14 protein-coding genes and 1 pseudogene are annotated in these 16,780 nt (G+C 41.0%); 11 read left to right on the forward strand and 4 right to left on the reverse strand.

Going from position 1 to position 16,780, the window contains the following annotated elements; genetic code table 11:
• The first annotated feature begins 26 nt into the window (after window positions 1–26).
• Complete coding sequence (locus C2M33_RS12405; protein ID WP_063702220.1) at window positions 27–431, forward strand: HIT domain-containing protein; 405 nt, start codon at window positions 27–29, stop codon at window positions 429–431.
• Window positions 432–494: 63 nt separating this feature from the next.
• Window positions 495–1,244, forward strand: a complete 750-nt coding sequence (locus C2M33_RS12410; RefSeq protein ID WP_105174556.1) for a substrate-binding periplasmic protein — start codon at window positions 495–497, stop codon at window positions 1,242–1,244.
• A 72-nt stretch (window positions 1,245–1,316) separates the two neighbouring features.
• Here the strand turns inward: C2M33_RS12410 and C2M33_RS12415 are convergent, their stop codons facing one another.
• Window positions 1,317–3,017 carry a dipeptidyl-peptidase 3 family protein gene (locus C2M33_RS12415; RefSeq protein ID WP_063702224.1) on the reverse strand — a complete coding sequence of 567 codons (1,701 nt, stop codon included), beginning with the start codon at window positions 3,015–3,017 and terminating at the stop codon, window positions 1,317–1,319.
• Between the two features lie 271 nt (window positions 3,018–3,288).
• Here C2M33_RS12415 and C2M33_RS12420 point away from each other — a divergent pair, with 271 nt between their 5' ends.
• Window positions 3,289–4,131, forward strand: a complete 843-nt coding sequence (locus C2M33_RS12420) for an HDOD domain-containing protein (protein ID WP_063702226.1) — start codon at window positions 3,289–3,291, stop codon at window positions 4,129–4,131.
• Between the two features lie 58 nt (window positions 4,132–4,189).
• On the opposite strand, the gene rdgC is transcribed toward C2M33_RS12420, so the two are convergent.
• Together rdgC and C2M33_RS12430 are read right to left on the reverse strand one after the other, a co-directional pair.
• On the reverse strand, window positions 4,190–5,098 hold the full coding sequence (gene rdgC, locus C2M33_RS12425; RefSeq protein ID WP_063702228.1) for a recombination-associated protein RdgC: 909 nt from the start codon (window positions 5,096–5,098) through the stop codon (window positions 4,190–4,192).
• Between the two features lie 90 nt (window positions 5,099–5,188).
• Entirely contained in the window at window positions 5,189–6,952 is a 1,764-nt protein-coding gene (locus C2M33_RS12430) for a sensor histidine kinase (RefSeq protein ID WP_063702230.1), read from the reverse strand.
• A 236-nt stretch (window positions 6,953–7,188) separates the two neighbouring features.
• Between C2M33_RS12430 and C2M33_RS12435 the strand changes: the two genes are divergently transcribed.
• The 4 genes and pseudogenes from C2M33_RS12435 to thrC all read left to right on the forward strand — a co-directional run bounded on the left by C2M33_RS12435 (window position 7,189) and on the right by thrC (window position 12,445).
• Window positions 7,189–7,563 carry a response regulator gene (locus C2M33_RS12435; RefSeq protein WP_105174557.1) on the forward strand — a complete coding sequence of 125 codons (375 nt, stop codon included), beginning with the start codon at window positions 7,189–7,191 and terminating at the stop codon, window positions 7,561–7,563.
• Between the two features lie 227 nt (window positions 7,564–7,790).
• Window positions 7,791–10,207, forward strand: a pseudogene (gene thrA, locus C2M33_RS12440) (bifunctional aspartate kinase/homoserine dehydrogenase I).
• Between the two features lie 9 nt (window positions 10,208–10,216).
• Window positions 10,217–11,143: a homoserine kinase gene (thrB, locus tag C2M33_RS12445; RefSeq protein WP_063702236.1), complete on the forward strand. Its 927-nt coding sequence runs from the start codon at window positions 10,217–10,219 to the stop codon at window positions 11,141–11,143.
• A gap of 18 nt (window positions 11,144–11,161) precedes the next feature.
• Window positions 11,162–12,445 carry a threonine synthase gene (gene thrC / locus C2M33_RS12450; protein ID WP_105174558.1) on the forward strand — a complete coding sequence of 428 codons (1,284 nt, stop codon included), beginning with the start codon at window positions 11,162–11,164 and terminating at the stop codon, window positions 12,443–12,445.
• Window positions 12,446–12,501: 56 nt separating this feature from the next.
• Here thrC and C2M33_RS12455 read toward each other — a convergent pair whose 3' ends face one another.
• Window positions 12,502–12,870 carry a hypothetical protein gene (locus C2M33_RS12455; RefSeq protein ID WP_063702240.1) on the reverse strand — a complete coding sequence of 123 codons (369 nt, stop codon included), beginning with the start codon at window positions 12,868–12,870 and terminating at the stop codon, window positions 12,502–12,504.
• Between the two features lie 292 nt (window positions 12,871–13,162).
• On the opposite strand from C2M33_RS12455, the gene glyA reads away from it, so the two are divergent.
• From glyA to C2M33_RS12475, 4 genes are all read left to right on the forward strand, one after another.
• Window positions 13,163–14,419, forward strand: a complete 1,257-nt coding sequence (glyA, locus tag C2M33_RS12460; RefSeq protein WP_063702242.1) for a serine hydroxymethyltransferase — start codon at window positions 13,163–13,165, stop codon at window positions 14,417–14,419.
• Window positions 14,420–14,527: 108 nt separating this feature from the next.
• A complete protein-coding gene (gene nrdR / locus C2M33_RS12465) occupies window positions 14,528–14,977 on the forward strand; it encodes a transcriptional regulator NrdR (RefSeq protein WP_054552576.1) in 450 nt (149 codons plus the stop codon).
• A gap of 2 nt (window positions 14,978–14,979) precedes the next feature.
• Window positions 14,980–16,119, forward strand: coding sequence for a bifunctional diaminohydroxyphosphoribosylaminopyrimidine deaminase/5-amino-6-(5-phosphoribosylamino)uracil reductase RibD (gene ribD / locus C2M33_RS12470; RefSeq protein WP_105174559.1), 1,140 nt, complete (start codon window positions 14,980–14,982; stop codon window positions 16,117–16,119).
• Between the two features lie 4 nt (window positions 16,120–16,123).
• Window positions 16,124–16,777: a riboflavin synthase gene (locus C2M33_RS12475; protein WP_105174560.1), complete on the forward strand. Its 654-nt coding sequence runs from the start codon at window positions 16,124–16,126 to the stop codon at window positions 16,775–16,777.
• Window positions 16,778–16,780: the final 3 nt, after the last annotated feature.

Consider the following 16,780-nt stretch of genomic DNA (forward strand, 5'->3'; position numbering starts at 1 on the left):
TTTACCCAATATCAAAGGATTTATTGATGAAAAATACTGATACGCCGTTTTCTCTGGCCCCAGAACTACAACGCGACTGCATTGAGCTTGCGGATTGGCCACTGTGTAAAGTATTACTGATGAATGATAGCCAATACCCATGGTTTATTTTAGTGCCAAGAGTCGCTGGTGTTAAAGAGATTATCGACCTTTCTGAAGAGCTACAAATTACCTTATTACAAGAGTCGGGCAAACTGAGTAAACTATTACAACAGGTATTCAACCCAGACAAACTTAATGTAGCAGCACTAGGGAATATGGTACCGCAATTACATGTTCATCATATTGCGCGCTTCACAACTGATGCGGCTTGGCCAACACCAATCTGGGGTAAATTACCAGCAGTGCCTTATACAGACGAACAAATTGCGGTATTAAAAGCGCACTTTTAAACTGTTTGTTCTACCAAGATTGGACTAAGCTAAATGGATGATGCACGAAGGGGTACAGAATAAATGAAACACACAGTGTTTGCCGTGTTGCTTATTCTGAGCTCTTTTTCTTGTTTAGCAAAAAGCTATTACTTTGTTGGTAGTCACTTTCCTGCCATTTTAGAACAAGATCAGCAGGGAACAGTGGTCGGCTTAGGTGCCGATATCGCACACGAAATTTGCAGACGTTTAGGGCATGAGTTGGTTATTGATATCATGCCACTAAAACGCGCACTAAAAATGGTAGAGCAAGGTCACGCTGATGCCATTATCGGTCCTTACAAATCCCCTATGCGTCAGCAGTATATGCAATTTAGTGACTTGCCCTTTTACGAAGACCCAATCGTTTTTTATACCAAGAAGAACAATGATGTGACCTGGGTTGGTAATTTTGCTAGTTTACGAAAAGATATTATTGGTACCATTCGAGGCTGGAACTATGGCCCTGAATTTAAACGTAATGAAACAAGTCTATCGCTATCTGAAGTGGGCAATGTGCGGGCTAGTTTTTTACAGCTGATGTATAACCGAGTTGACTTAATTCTCACCCATCCTCGGGCAGCAAAGCCTGTGATCGACAGTTTAGATATAGCCGATAAAGTGATTATGTTATCGCCGCCGGTGACGGTTAATCAGGGCTACTATGGCTTTAGTAAAAAACGCGAACTCGATGAATTTATTGATGCTTTTAATGCCGAGTTTCAAAAAATGCTGATCAACGGGGATATTGTAGAACTAAACTCCAAATATGGTTTGAACTTCGTTGCACACTAGTCGTGTTTTACTCGATTTCAGGCAATAAAAAACGCTGCAATTGCAGCGTTTTTTATTAAAGGAGAATAAGGCTTAAAGACCTAATACTTCTTTACCTTGTTTGAAAGTAACATCAACAGGGATGTTAGCTTGGCTTAGTTTTTCTAAGTCTTTAGCTAGTTCAGCTTTGATATCGCCATGGGTTGCGATTAGCTGATCAACTTTTTGGTAATCACCGTCACCTTGAATCGTTAAGATTAAGCGTGATAGTTTTTCCATTGCTTGGCTCATTTTCTCCATGTTAACGCTGTATAAGCCGTCAGCATTTTTAGAGAAGGCACCTTCTTCAGCAAAGAAGTTAAAGCGGATCATATTCGCTTTACCGTGTGCACTTGATGCACCAAAACGCACTGAGCGGAAGATACCAGCCATAAAGGTAATGTAGTAATCTTCTAATGTACCGTCAGTGATCTCGCCTTTCTTAAGTAATTGCTCAACCATGTAAAGACCTAAGATATCCGCTTTACCTTCTTCAAGGGCACTAGCATGCTCTTGCAATGATTGGCGAACAGTTCCTTTACCAGTAATGGTGTTTTTAATACCTAAACCGTGCGCTACTTCGTGGAACATTGTGTTTGCGAAGAACGCGTCAAAGGTGATGTGCTTGCGTTGCTCAGGAACAATTAGCTGCTCTGAAATTGGCACTAAGATTTTATCGAACTTAGCACGCATTGCATTTTTAAGCTGTAAACGACGTGTGCCTTTTTCTAGCTGTACTTGCTCATCATTTGGCAGGTTGATAGCAATAGTTTTACTACCTGCATTTGAGTGACCTGCGTAATAAACAACATCATAAGCATTTAGGTCAGCATCAGAGCCTGGGACTTCTTGCTTATACTTTTCATCTACAGGTAAACCTTTTTGTAGCTCAGGTAAGAAAGCGGCAAATTTAGCTAAACGCTCGCTCCAAGCTAAGTCTTTGATTAGTACATAGGCTTCATACGCTGCGCGGTAACCAAATAATTGATCTTCATAGGTTTCGATAGGACCAATAACCACGTCAATTGGGTTATTTTTCATATCCATCCAAGCAAAATCAGAAGGTTGGAAGTCATCACTTACCAATGCGTCTGCGCGCATGCTTAGGTAGTTAGCGAACTCTTTATCATCAGCAAGAGTGCTTGCTTCGCGTAATAAGTTAGCTGCTTTTTCTAGTTCTTGTGCGTACTCAACCGAGTAAGCTACGCTATAAAGAAGACCTTTTTCATCGCGTTTGATCACCGAGTAAAGACCGGTTTTGTCATCAACGATTGCATTGTTTAACTCTTCTTTTGTGATATCGCTTGGGTAAAACTCAGCGCCTAGTGGCTTTTCTTCATAACCCGATAAGAATACTTGGTCGCCGTTTAAGCGATCCCAAGGGCCATAGTTGATATCTGCAAACTTCTGAACTTTTTCATCATTAATTTTTGCTAAAAATGCGTCTTTATTCTCACCAAATGCTTGGCGCCAGAATAGCTCATCCATAATTTTTGAGGCTTCGATCAACTTGCCAACCATTTGTTTTTGGTTGTCGCTTAAGTGACTAAGATCAGAAGTAAGCGTGAAGTCTGTGTAAATGTCTAAACGGCTTTTCTCTGCATTGATAAGTTGTGGGTTGTTTTGTTCAGTACTTTGCTTTGTTTGCTCTGCAGCAGGCTTAGTTTGAGAAGTGGTTGCTTGCTCGTCAGAACATGCACCAAGAAAAACAGCACCTGATAAGATAAGTGCTTGGCTAATTTTATTTAATGTCATTTTTTTGCCCGTTAAAAAGTGAGAGTCATTGCTTAGAAAACAAAAAGTCTATGCATTAAAGCAAACCTGACATATATATGGCAAGTTTACAGCGCTAGAAGCAATATTTATTTATGAGTTAGGGAGTTAAAAAATATAAAAATAGATAATTTCTGTGAATTTCTTAACTTTAGCGCTAAGTTAGACAATACTAAAACTATAACTAATCTAATAATGTCAGTCATTAGTTTGTCTTTGTTTTGACAAACTAACCCAAGAGGATGGCACACATATGTCAACAGAGAATGCATTACTGACCATATTGGTCGACAGAATAAATAATGACACGTTAGTGTTACCTACCTTACCAGAAGTTGCAGTGAAGGTGAGGCAAGCCGCGGATAACCCCGAGGTAAACTTGATGGATATGGCAGATGTCATTTCGCATGATCCTGCATTGTCGGCACGGATGATCAAAGTCGCGAATAGTGCATTTATGGGGCGCTCAGTTAAAGTCACAAACCTACACCAAGCAGTAACACGAATTGGCCTGCGTCAAATCAAGAACATTGCGACGGCAATGGCAATGGAGCAGCTGTTTGTATCACATAATGAGCTGATTAAAGGCTATATGGACAAGGCATGGCAGAAAACCCTTAAAGTAGCGTGCCATTCAATTACCTTGATGGACTTCTTTTTACGCCGAAACAAGCATACATCATTGAATCGTGACACAATTACTTTGGCTGCATTAGTTTATAACATTGGCGTGCTGCCAATTTTAACTGAAGCTGAGAAGCACCCTGAAGTGTTTGCAAACCCTAGTTTCCTTGCTCATGCTATCCAAAAGCTGGGCGGTAAAGTGGGTGGAGCAATTATGCGTGCTTGGGGATTTACTGATGAGTTTGTAGAAGTTGCTGAAAGTTGGGCAAATCCAAACTATCGACCAGAGCATATTTGTTATGTCGATTTCATTCGTATTGGTGCGATTTTAGAAGGCATCTTACAGGTTTCTGATAAGTCAGCGGCATTACAAACCTATATGGATAAAGGCGTGATTGAATCACTTGATATGTTCAGTGACGATGAATATAACGATATGCTTAACGAAGTAAAAGCAATTTTTACTGACTAACTTTAACAAAAAGCGCGACTTAGTCGCGCTTTTAAATTAATTGACTTTTAGGTTAATTTTATAAATCTTCTGCGTCGCCTAAACCTTGGGTCAGCTCTTCTAGTAATTGTTTAATTTCTTCTGACGCTAAGATAAAGTCAGCATCAAGTTTGACCGCCATATCTTCTTTAGGAATGTCGGCGTTTTCTTCTTTTAATGTTTCTGAATAGCTGAGACGCTTAATCGAACCATCGTTTTGCAACATGAACTTAACGCGTTCTTGCCAATCAAGAGCCAGTTTAGTTACGCGCTTACCATTTTCTAAGTGTGATTTTACTTCGTCACACGATAAGTCATGGCCTTTTAATTTAACCTGAGCGCCACTGTCATCGGCTTCCTCAAGCTCTGCATCGTTACCGATAGAGAAGCCTTCAGGGGTACTGAAATTAGTTAACCAGTCAGTTAAAAATACGTCTAAATCATAGTTCGCAAATGCAGGTACGACAGGAAGCGTACCAAGTGATTTACGAAGTAGGGCTAAAAGCTCTTCTGCTTTATTAAAGCTTGCGCTGTTAACCACAACCCAGCCATTCTTTTGATCAATAAATGCAAACTGCAGGCTCGATTTTTTAAATGCTTGAGGCAGTAAAGTGTGCAGAATATTTTCTTTTAGTTCGTCTTTTTCTTTTTTCTTTACTGGGCGGTTTTCTTCGGCTTCGATTTGTTCAACCTTCTCTGCAACCAATTCGTTGATAACGGCAGCTGGCAGCACTTTTTCTTCACGCTTAGCGCATACTAAAATGCTGTCTTGAGAGAAATGAGACAGAGTTTGACCGTGCTTACCAAAGGCTTTTGTCCAACCGAAAGTTGAAAGCTCTTGGCCTGTACATGAGCGGAACAGGTCTTGTTCTAGGGCTTTGTCGAAGTCTTCTTGAGCGTATGAAACGTCTTGTTTAAAACGGTAACAGATAAGGTTACTAAACCACATAATTAGGCTAATCCTTTCAATAAATTTGCCCAATCATAACAATAAAAAACTGATGCCGAAATGAATCATTTCGGCATCAGTGCTAATTGCTTATGAGTTAAACATTGAAAGTGGTTTTGGCATGTTTTTCGGAAAACTAATATGGTAGTGCAAGCCTTTACCGACTTCGCTTGATACCTCAATATCGCCACTAAGCGTCTGTTTAACGAGGTTAAAAGTAATATGCGTGCCCAAGCCACTGCCGCCTTGGTCGCGCTTGGTTGTAAAGAATGGGTCAAATAGCTTTTCTAGCTGGTCTTTTGATACGCCATTACCATTGTCTTTAAAGTCGATAACGACTTCGTCATCTTCTTCTTTGATAACGATATCGATGATGCCACTTTCAATCCCTTCGAAACCATGAATAAGAGAGTTCATAATCAAGTTTGTGAAAATCTGACTAATCGCCCCCGCAGGCAGGTTAAGTGTTAAATCGTCAGGGCAATCTAAATTAATATGATGCGACGTTTTCTTTAGTTTTGGATGGAGTGAGCGGATCACTTCACCTAAGTACTCTTTAAAGTTAATCGTTCTTACCGCTTCACTGGCTTGGTCGACTGCAATTTGCTTAAAGCTTGCAACCAGCTCAGAAGCTCTATCTAGGTTACTAGTAAGTAGGCTAGTACTTTGCTTGGCGTCATTAATAAACTCTTCAAGCGCTTTTGGCGACAGGGTTTTATCCTTGTAAGCCGCTTCAATTTGGTCCAAGCGTTCTTGTAAGAATGACGTCGCAGTAACACCAATTCCGATAGGTGTATTCACATCATGTGTAATACCCGCTACTAAACCGCCTAATGCAGCCATTTTTTCTGAGCCAACTAAGCGTTCTTGCGCCATATTTAGTTCATCAAGGTAGCGTTGTAACTCTGTTTGTTTGGTGATGAGCTCTTGTTCAGTTTGCTTACGTAAATCGATTTCTTCAGTCAGTGTTAGCTTTTGTTTTTCAAGCTCATATTTTTGCTGCTGCAAGTCCATCATTGCTTGGCTTAAGTTTGATGTTTTGCGCGCCACTTCTTGTTCTAACTGTAAGTTATGTTGGTCGAGCTTTTCATTGCTTATCAATAATTCTTTTTGTGTATGTTCGAGCTCTTCACGGTAAAGTACCACCTTATCGATTAGCCGGTTGAAAGACTCTTCCATTACTTTAAGCTCGTTGTGCTCAACGGTATGGATCTGAATATGGCGACCTTCTAAGTCGTTTAATTCAAGATCTTCAATTTGTTCTGTAAATTCTGCTAATGGCTCGGTTAAGCGTTTTCTAAATGCCAGTAAGAAAAGAATGATCAAAAAGGTGGTTTTGATCATCGCATTACCAATTAAAAAGTAGATAGAAATCATGATGCGGCTAAATACCACTTCACGACTTGAGAATAAGGTTACGTCACCTACTTGGGTTGTTTTACCAGAGAATTCAAAAATGAGTGGGAATGTATAACCGAATAAACCTGACGGCGTATCTTCGATAATCGCTTCTTCTTGCACTAACTGCTGACTGTAAAGCTCATGGATATCTAGCGAACGGCCTAGTTGTGAAAGCACTTCGCCACTGTCATCACGTACAATAATGCCTTCAATCATAGGGATCGCTAATAGGCCTTCAGCTGTCGTAATGGTTTGTTTATCGTTCAACTCCCAAATAGCGCGGGTTAAACTACGGCTAAATGTTTTTTGTAAAGTCGTTAACTCGTCACGAATGTAATCTTTGGTATTAACGTACTCAGCAATAACTTGTCCACAGGTCACTACAAAAGTAAGTAAAAAGTAGACTGAGAGTACATTTGTTAATAATTCTTTTGACAGGCTTTTTTGTAGCATGGAATATCCATAGCTCCTTGGTGACAATTGTAATACATTCAGCTAGTTCTAAAGTTAGCTAATAAATGGTTAAAAAGAAATAAATATATCCTTTTTTACTGGAACATTTATAAATTGTTAGTATTTTTTGAAAAAACTTAACCTTACTGCGCTTGAAAAAGTGTGTTATAAATTTATTTCATCTTTAATTTAGCCTTTTTTAATGTTGTATTTGCTACAGCGAAGATTTTTATTTCATGAATAATCCTAATTTTTCAGTACTAGTCTGTGATGATTCAAATATTGCCCGTAAGCAGGTAGTACGCTGTTTAGGTGATTGCTTGGATGCAGATATTCAGCAAGCTACCAATGGCCGAGAAGCTCTTGCGCTACTTCGTGAGCAAAATTTTGATCTACTGTGCTTAGATTTAACCATGCCTGAAATTGATGGCGTTGCAGTGCTCGAAACGATCAAAGCAGAGAAAATAGAGTGCTTCGTAATAGTGATTTCGGCTGATATTCAGGCTGAAATGAAACAAAGAGTAGTAAAATTGGGTGCTATTGACTTCATTGATAAACCGATAGATCTTGTGCGTCTTAAAGCAACTTTGCATAAATTTGGTATTCATTAATCTTTTATATAACGCAAACGCATAATTTATCTTTTCTTTAAGGGTTGACAGGCTGGCTATAATTAAGGCAGTCTACAGTCTATGAAAACATTTAATCACGCAACGACCATTATTATTACAACCATCATCCTTACGGGATAGTGGCATAGGTCGGTGCAACAAATTTATAGGCCTGTGTTCACTAGAACACAGGCCTTTTTCGTTTATGGAATGAGGAAACATAAATAATGCGAGTATTAAAATTTGGTGGGTCATCCTTGGCCGACTACGCATGTTTGCAACAGGTAGCTCAGTTAGTTAAAGAAGAATTACGCGATGAAATGTTGTTAGTACTGTCTGCACCAGGTGGTATGACAGATTCATTAGTTGCATTAGCAAGTGCTGCAGAGCAGGGGCAAGAGTTTAGTGAGCAATGGCAAGCTTTGGTTGCACGTTGTGAGCAATTAAAAGCTGCTGTCGAAGCTGATTTTGGTCAGGTAGCAAGTTGGCCTAATCTTAGTGAACTTAAGAATAAACTAGATGGTGTTGCACTTTTAAAGTGTTGTCCAGACCAAGTGCGTGCTTATGTTATCAGCTTTGGTGAACGCGTTAGTGTTGCTTTAATGGAGTGCATGCTTAAAGAAAGTAATGCTCGTTATTTAGAAGCAACAGACTGTATTGCATCAGTGGGTGGCTACATTGATGCTGAAGCAGACTTGAATGCTAGTAAGCTACGTTTTCAAGAAGCCTTAAAAGCAGCACCGAGTACTATTTATATCATGCCAGGTTTCACTGCTGCCAATGAGCAAGGTGAGCTAACAACACTTGGTCGTAATGGCTCAGATTATTCAGCTGCGATTGCTGCAGCGTGTTTAGAAGCCGACGTATGTCAGATCTGGACTGATGTAGATGGCGTTTACAATGCGGATCCGCGCTATATCAAAAAAGCCTCTAAAGTTGATTCATTATCCTATAAAGAAGCAATGGAGCTTTCTTATTTTGGTGCGAAAGTACTGCATCCAAAAACGATTTTACCTTGTGCTAAAGCAGGCGTGCCGTGTGAAATCAAAAATACTCATAATCCACGCGCTGAAGGTTCAGTGATCAGCAACGACAGTGTGTCGAACGAACCTGTTAAAGCGCTATCAAGCTTACAAAACCTGGCTATGTTAACGGTGTCTGGTCCAGGTATGAAAGGCAAAGTGGGCATGGCGTCAAAAGTATTTAATGCGCTGGCACACGACAATGTTTCAATTGTGCTAATCACTCAATCTTCGTGTGAGTTTAGTATCAGTTTTTGCGTTCACGAAAGCGATTTAACGCTCGCGCTTGAAGCGCTTCAAGTTGCTTTTGAATTGGAATCACAAGCCGGTTTAATTGAACCAGTTCAAGTACAACGTAACCTTGCTATTGTCACTTTAGTGGGTGATAACATGCGTGCGCACAAAGGCTTAGCTGCTAAGTTCTTTGCTTCTTTAGCACAAGCACAAGTTAACATTGTTGCTATTGCACAGGATTCAACAGAAAGCGCCATTTCAGCGGTTATCGACGGTGAGTTATGCAACGAGCGGTGAAAGTGTGCCATGAGAACTTCTTTACTCACATTCCTTCAATCGATGTGTTTTTACTTGGCTGTGGCTTAGTCGGCCAAGAACTTATCCAGCAGTTAAAGCGTCAACAAGCATGGCTTGAAAAACGTAACATTAAACTGAACTTATACGGTGTAGCTAACTCAAGACAGCTTTATCTAGATAGCGAAGGCATTGCTTTTGATGGCTGGCAAGACAAACTAGCCGAGTCAGAGCAGGCATTTGATTTAAATCTGGTTGAGCAATTTGTTAAACAAAATCACTTAATCAATCCAGTGATCGTAGATTGTAGCTCAGCCGATAAACTTGCTGCGCAATATGTTGATTTCTTGAATGCAGGTTTCCATGTCGTTGCTGCAAATAAAAAAGCCAATACTAGCTCGTATGCTTACTATCAAGATTTAGTTGCAGCGACACAAAAGAATAATCGTAAATTTTTATACGAAACAAACGTAGGTGCCGGCTTACCGGTTCTTGATAATCTGAAATCGCTATTTGGTGCCGGTGATGAACTTATTAAGTTCAGCGGTATCTTGTCTGGTTCATTATCGTATATGTTTGGTGCGCTACAAGATGGTTTATCACTTAGCGAAGCAACGTTAAAAGCGAAAGAAAGTGGTTTTACTGAGCCAGATCCGCGTGATGATTTATCAGGTACTGATGTGGCTCGAAAACTACTGATCATTGCTCGTGAATCGGGTCTTGAGTTAGAACTAAGCGATATCGAAGTTGAATCTGTTTTACCAAAAGGGTTTGCAGAAGGTGATTCTGTAGCAGATTTTATGGCAAAACTACCATCACTTGATGCACAGTTTAACGACCGCATTCAAAGCGCTGCAAGTGAAGGTAAAGTACTTCGTTATGTGGGCACTATTGAAAACGGTCAATGTAAAGTAGGCATTGAAGCTGTAGATAGTAGCCATGCTCTTTACGATATCCGTGACGGTGAAAATGCACTGGCCATCTTAAGTCAATATTATCAACCTCGTCCGTTTGTGATCCGTGGTTATGGCGCAGGTGCTGAAGTAACGGCTGCAGGCGTATTTGCCGACATTTTAAAAACGTTAACGCGTTAGGAGCTGGTCATGATCCGTGTATATGCACCCGCTTCAATCGGGAATTTTGCTGTCGGCTTTGATGCTTTAGGTGCTGCGCTAGCACCTATCGATGGCACCTTATTAGGTGATGTTGTTGAGGTGAGTGCCGCTGAGCAAGATACTTTTGTTTGCTCTGGCGACTATGCCCATAAACTGCCTGCTAATGCTGAAGAAAACTTGGCTTATCAATGTTTAATTCATTTTAAAGAACACGTTGCGCCGACTATGCCAGCGGTAAAACTTGAGCTGAAAAAGAACCTACCAATTGGTTCTGGTTTAGGTTCAAGCGCGTGTTCTGTGGTGGCTGCGTTTGCAGCCCTTGATAAGTTCGCTGAAACGAATTTATCTCAAGAGCAACTTATCGAGTTGATGGCTGATTTTGAAGCTATTGTTAGTGGCGGCCGTCATTACGATAACATCACACCATGTTACTTGGGTGGCTTGCAATTAACTGGTGAACTTATTCCGAACAAGTCAATTTCGTTACCCGTTGATAATCAATGGTATTACGTAGCGGCTTTTCCAGGTTTTTCACTGAATACCGCAAAAGCGCGCTCAGTACTGCCAAAGCAATTATCAATGCATGACAGTGTTGAGTTTGCACAGCGACTTTCTGCGTTTAGTAGTTTATTACTAACAGGTCGCTTTGATGCAGCGCTCTCCATTATGAGTGATGAAATAGCCGAGCCACATCGTGCACCGCTTATTCAAGGCTTTGCAGAAGCTAAAAGTGCTTTACCTGAGTTTGGCGCAGAGATAGTCAGCATTTCGGGGGCTGGGCCAACATTATTTACCGTGTGTAAGAGCCTTGAAGCTGCACAAAAGTGTGCAGCGTGGCTGAATGATAATTACATCAATGAGCAGGGCTTCTGCCACATCTGTCAACTAGATCAGCTTGGCACACGACAGCTTTAAAGAATTTAAGGAATAAACATGCAATTACATAATTTAAAAGATGAAACACAACAGGTGTCGTTTGTTGAAGCGGTAAAAACGGGTTTAGGGCGTAATCAAGGTGTATTCTTCCCTAATAGCCTTACGCCAATTCAAGACATTGATGCGTTACTTGATTTAGACTTTGTTAGCCGTAGCAGCAAGATTTTATCGCACCTTATTGGTGACGAGCTTCCTGCCGATACCGTTGCACAGATGGTGCAAAATGCCTTTAACTTTGATGTGAAATTAGTTGAAGTAGAAAAAGACATTTATTGCCTTGAATTATTTCATGGCCCAACGCTTGCGTTTAAAGACTTTGGCGGCCGTTTTATGGCTGAGTGTCTTGCGCAATTTAATCAGGGCGAAAAAGTCACGATTTTAACGGCTACATCAGGCGATACAGGGGCGGCGGTTGCCCATGCTTTTTATAATAAGCCTAATATCGATGTCGTGATCTTATACCCGAAAGGTAAAATTTCATTAGCGCAACAAAAGCTATTCACTACTTTAGGTAATAACATTCACTGCTATGCGGTTGATGGCAGCTTTGATGATTGCCAAAGCATGGTAAAGCAAGCCTTTTTAGACGACGAAGTTAAACAAAAGCTTGGTCTAAACTCAGCAAACTCAATCAATATCAGTCGTTTAGTTGCACAGGTGTGCTATTACTTTGAAGCGATTGCTCAATTACCAAAAGAGCAGCGCAGTAAAGCGCATATCTCAGTACCTAGTGGTAACTTTGGTAATGTGTGTGCCGCGATGATCGGTGCTGTGCTCGGTATGCCAGTAGCGAAATTAAGCGCTACAACTAACCAAAACGACACAGTGCCACGTTTCTTACAAAGCAAAGAGTGGGCGCCAAATGACACCCTTGAGTCGTTATCCAACGCTATGGATGTAAGTAAACCGAATAACTGGCCTCGTGTACAATTTATGCTAGATAACGAGTGGTTTAGCTATGATGACTTTTATTCGAGCTGTGTAGGTGAAGAAGAAACAAAAGAGGTGATGAAAAAAATTCATCAAACTGGTTACATCGCAGAGCCTCATACTGCAATTGCTTATCAGGGCTTGAAAGAAAATCTAGCTGATGGCAGTGCAGGTATCTTTTTAGCGACTGCACACCCAGCTAAATTCAAAGACAGCGTAGAGCAAATTTTAGACATCGAATTGCCTATGCCGAAACCACTGGCAGATGCATTAGCAAAACAGTGTTTAGCAGAAGATATTAAGTTTGATTATCAATTGCTTCGCACTGAGCTGTTAAATAAATTAGTATAACAGCAAGTAAAGAGCGGCTAAGCCGCTCTTTTTAATGCAGTCTTTAAGTGAAGCCTTTAATGAAGTAACGAATGACTATGACGGTTTAAAACCCGCATACTTAGAATGACCCCAGCCGCAATACACAGCAAAATGCTGATCACAGAGACGAGTTCATTTTGTGTCCATTGCATCAAAGTGAATGCCGAAATAAAAATAATAAAAGGTTTAAATTCATAGTAATAGCGAAGTTTTTTTTGTTTAACTCGTTGGCTTGAATGATCGGTTCTTCTGGCTTCAGAACGCATCCGCCAAATGTTAGCACCTAATAAAAATAAGATGACACCGATTAATGTAGGCACATAATCATTGGCTAATGTGATACAACTGATGCCGAGAAAAAAGTATCCGTAGGGGACTAATTCGTATATTGGTTTAGCTAACATGAACTTATACCATCCTTGATATTGACCAGTCCTATAAGCTTAGTTTGCCCCTATAAAAACGCAATGTAACAGGGCTATTTTTTGTTGAAATAACATTTCAAAAAGCTATGAAATGTTTTAAATTCATAAATTTTTATTATGTATCAATAAAAAAATATCATTATTAAAACACTGTGAAATAAATTCAATCCCTGTTTAAATATGTTCATCTTTACAAGATAGGCAAAAGTGCGTTTTAAGCGTACAATACAGCCTTCAAAAAAACACCATACACGTTGCCTTAGGAGACCCCATGTTAGAACGTAGCATGAATATTTCGGATTTCGATCCAGAGTTATTTGCAGCCATCACTAAAGAGACGGCTCGTCAAGAAGAGCACATCGAACTGATCGCGTCTGAAAACTACTGTAGCCCACGCGTACTTGAAGCGCAGGGTTCTCAGCTTACCAACAAATACGCTGAAGGTTACCCAGGCAAACGTTACTATGGCGGTTGTGAGCATGTTGACGTTGTTGAACAACTAGCTATTGACCGTGCAAACGAGTTATTCGGCACTGACTACGCTAACGTTCAACCACATGCGGGCTCACAAGCAAACGCAGCTGTTTTCCAAGCACTTCTTCAGCCACATGATACAGTACTAGGTATGAGCTTAGCTCATGGTGGTCACTTAACTCACGGTTCACACGTTAACTTTTCTGGTAAAACGTACAATGCAATTCAATACGGTCTAAATGAAGAAACAGGCGAAATTGATTACGCTCAAGTTGAAGCACTTGCATTAGAGCATAAGCCAAAAATGATCATCGCTGGTTTCTCTGCATATTCAGGCGTTGTTGACTGGGCTAAATTCCGTGAAATCGCTGATAAAGTAGGTGCATACTTATTCGTAGATATGGCTCACGTTGCTGGTCTTATCGCGGCTGGTGTATACCCAAGCCCAATCCCTCACGCACACGTTGTTACAACAACAACTCACAAAACATTAGCGGGTCCTCGTGGCGGTCTAATCGTTTCTGCATGTGGTGATGAAGAGATCTACAAAAAGCTAAACAGCGCTGTATTCCCTGGCGGTCAAGGTGGTCCTTTATGCCACATCATCGCTGCTAAAGCGGTTGCTTTCAAAGAAGCATTACAACCAGAATTCAAAGCGTACCAAGCACAAGTAGTTAAGAACGCACAAGCGATGGTTGAAGTACTACAAGAGCGTGGCTACAAAGTTGTTTCTGGTAAAACAGACAACCACTTATTCCTTCTTGACCTAATCGATAAAGATATCACAGGTAAAGATGCTGACGCTGCACTAGGTAACGCAAACATCACAGTTAACAAAAACTCAGTACCAAACGACCCTCGTTCACCGTTCGTAACGTCTGGTCTTCGTATTGGTTCTCCGGCTATTACTCGCCGTGGTTTCAAAGAAGCTGAGTCAAAAGAGCTTGCTGGCTGGATCTGTGACGTACTAGACAACATCAACGATGAGTCTGTACAAGCAGAAGTAAAAGAGAAAGTTAAAGCTATCTGTAAAAAATTACCAGTTTACGCTTAATTACTGGTTAAACCGTAATTAAGATAACAATAGCGTTGTTTTTTGCTATTATAAAGGCCGCTTATAAAGCGGCCTTTTTTTGTTTTTTATAAACGGAAGTTGAACCCTATGCATTGCCCTTTTTGCACAGCAAAAGATACCAAAGTAATTGATTCTCGACTTGTTGGCGGTGGTCATCAAGTGAGACGTCGACGTGAATGTAACGAATGCCATGAGCGCTTTACCACCTTTGAAGGCGCTGAACTTGTGATGCCTAGAGTCATCAAGCAAGATGGTAGCCGCGAACCATTCAATGAAGACAAGTTACTGAATGGCTTGCATCGCGCTTTAGAGAAACGCCCAGTCAGCACTGAGCAGGTCGACGAAGTCGTTAACATCATTAAATCTCAACTTCGTGCCACGGGTGAACGTGAAATCTCTAGCCATTTGATTGGTGAGTGCATCATGGAATCTCTGAAGAAACTCGACAAAGTGGCCTACGTACGCTTTGCTTCGGTTTATCGTTCATTTGAAGATATTCGCGAGTTTGGTGAAGAAATCGCTCGTTTAGGTGATTAATCATGTCATTTACAGAGCTTGATATTGCTTATATGGCGCGTGCCATTGAGCTTGCTAAACACGGCCGTTTTACTACGACGCCAAATCCTAATGTTGGCTGTGTTTTGGTTAAAGATGGCGAAATAGTCGGTGAAGGGTTTCATCAATTAGCAGGGCAGGGCCATGCTGAAGTGAATGCCTTGGCTGTAGCTGGCGACAAAGCGAAAGGTGCTACTGCCTATGTCACTTTAGAGCCTTGTAGTCATTATGGACGAACTCCGCCTTGTGCCGAAGGTTTAAAAGCTGCGGGTGTTAGCAAGGTGATTGCTGCTATGGTTGACCCAAACCCTGCTGTGAGTGGTCGTGGCCTACAGATTTTAGCCGATGCTGGCATTGAGGTGGCATCTGGTTTACTTGAGCAACAAGCGCGGGATTTAAACAAAGGCTTTTTAAAGCGAATGGAAACAGGGTTGCCATATGTAACCTGTAAAATGGCGTGCAGTTTAGATGGTAAAACCGCACTCAATAATGGCCAAAGTAAATGGATAACAGGTCCTAAAGCGCGCCAAGACGTGCAAGCATTTCGTGCGCAAAGCTGTGCTATCTTGACCGGTGCAGACACCGTTATTAGCGATAATGCCAAACTTAATGTCCGTGTTGATGAGTTGCCATTTAGCATGCCGACCTCGTTGCCTTTACACCAACCTACCCGAATCATTATTGACTCACAAAATAGGTTAACGCCTGAGCTTGCGTTATTCAGCATCGAGAGCCCGGTGATAATTTTTACCACGTCGCTTGATAATCAAACTAAGTGGCCTCACTTTGTTAAACACGAAGTAGTGCCAGCAGTTAATAATAAAGTTGATTTATCGGCGGTTTTAAAGCGTCTTGCTGAACTACAATTTAATCACGTTTGGCTCGAAGCAGGTGCGACCCTCGCTGGCGTGTTTGCTGAGCAAGATTTAATTGACGAATACATTGTTTATATTGCCCCTAAGTTAATAGGTGATATGGGCAAAAGCTTACTAAACTTTGCAGAAGTCACCATGATGAGTGATATCACTGCACTGACCTTTACTGATACAGTGATGATTGGTGACGACATCCGCCTAACAGCGGTAAAAGCAAAGCAAGCCACACACATTGAAAATAAAGAGTAGCACTATGTTTACTGGAATTATTGAAGCAACAGGTAAAATTGTTGAACTAACACAAAAGCAAGGTGATCTAGCTATTCGTATTCAAAGCGCTAATTTGGATATGAAAGACGTCAAGCTCGGTGACAGTATTGCCACCAACGGTGTGTGTTTAACGGTTGTCGCTAAACATAGCGATGGTTTTAGTGCTGACTTATCAAACGAAACCATCAGCTTAACTGGGTTTGCTCATTACAAAAAAGGGCAAACAGTTAATCTTGAAAAAGCCATGCAACCTATTTCTCGTTTAGGTGGACACTTAGTGTCAGGCCATGTTGATGGTATTGCGACCGTTGAAAGTATCAGCCCTAATGCTCGTGCAACAGAGTACTGGCTAAGTACAGATAGCGATTTAATGAAATATATTCCGTACAAAGGTTCGGTGTGTATTGATGGCATTAGCTTAACGGTCAACGAGGTCGAGCAAAATAGCTTTAAGTTGACGATTGTTCCGCATACTGCTGAGCAAACTACGATTGCAGAATTTCAGGTGGGGACTCAGGTGAACTTAGAAGTTGACCAGATTGCTCGCTATTTAGAGCGCCTAATAAAAGGGGCCGAACAACCTTCCCGTTCAGACATATCAATGAGCTTGCTCGCACAAGCTGGCTTTATTAAATAAGTA

Origin of the sequence: Pseudoalteromonas sp. T1lg122 (assembly GCF_002964825.1) — a bacterium.
In the GTDB taxonomy this organism is placed as follows: Bacteria; Pseudomonadota; Gammaproteobacteria; order Enterobacterales; family Alteromonadaceae; genus Pseudoalteromonas; species Pseudoalteromonas gelatinilytica.

Coding starts and splice junctions, on each gene's coding strand:
- C2M33_RS12405 (WP_063702220.1), top strand. CDS start 27: ATGAAAAATACTGATACGCCGTTTTCTCTGGCCCCAGAACTACAACGC.
- C2M33_RS12410 (WP_105174556.1), top strand. CDS start 495: ATGAAACACACAGTGTTTGCCGTGTTGCTTATTCTGAGCTCTTTTTCT.
- C2M33_RS12415 (WP_063702224.1), bottom strand. CDS start 3,017: ATGACATTAAATAAAATTAGCCAAGCACTTATCTTATCAGGTGCTGTT.
- C2M33_RS12420 (WP_063702226.1), top strand. CDS start 3,289: ATGTCAACAGAGAATGCATTACTGACCATATTGGTCGACAGAATAAAT.
- rdgC (WP_063702228.1), bottom strand. CDS start 5,098: ATGTGGTTTAGTAACCTTATCTGTTACCGTTTTAAACAAGACGTTTCA.
- C2M33_RS12430 (WP_063702230.1), bottom strand. CDS start 6,952: ATGCTACAAAAAAGCCTGTCAAAAGAATTATTAACAAATGTACTCTCA.
- C2M33_RS12435 (WP_105174557.1), top strand. CDS start 7,189: ATGAATAATCCTAATTTTTCAGTACTAGTCTGTGATGATTCAAATATT.
- thrB (WP_063702236.1), top strand. CDS start 10,217: ATGATCCGTGTATATGCACCCGCTTCAATCGGGAATTTTGCTGTCGGC.
- thrC (WP_105174558.1), top strand. CDS start 11,162: ATGCAATTACATAATTTAAAAGATGAAACACAACAGGTGTCGTTTGTT.
- C2M33_RS12455 (WP_063702240.1), bottom strand. CDS start 12,870: ATGTTAGCTAAACCAATATACGAATTAGTCCCCTACGGATACTTTTTT.
- glyA (WP_063702242.1), top strand. CDS start 13,163: ATGTTAGAACGTAGCATGAATATTTCGGATTTCGATCCAGAGTTATTT.
- nrdR (WP_054552576.1), top strand. CDS start 14,528: ATGCATTGCCCTTTTTGCACAGCAAAAGATACCAAAGTAATTGATTCT.
- ribD (WP_105174559.1), top strand. CDS start 14,980: ATGTCATTTACAGAGCTTGATATTGCTTATATGGCGCGTGCCATTGAG.
- C2M33_RS12475 (WP_105174560.1), top strand. CDS start 16,124: ATGTTTACTGGAATTATTGAAGCAACAGGTAAAATTGTTGAACTAACA.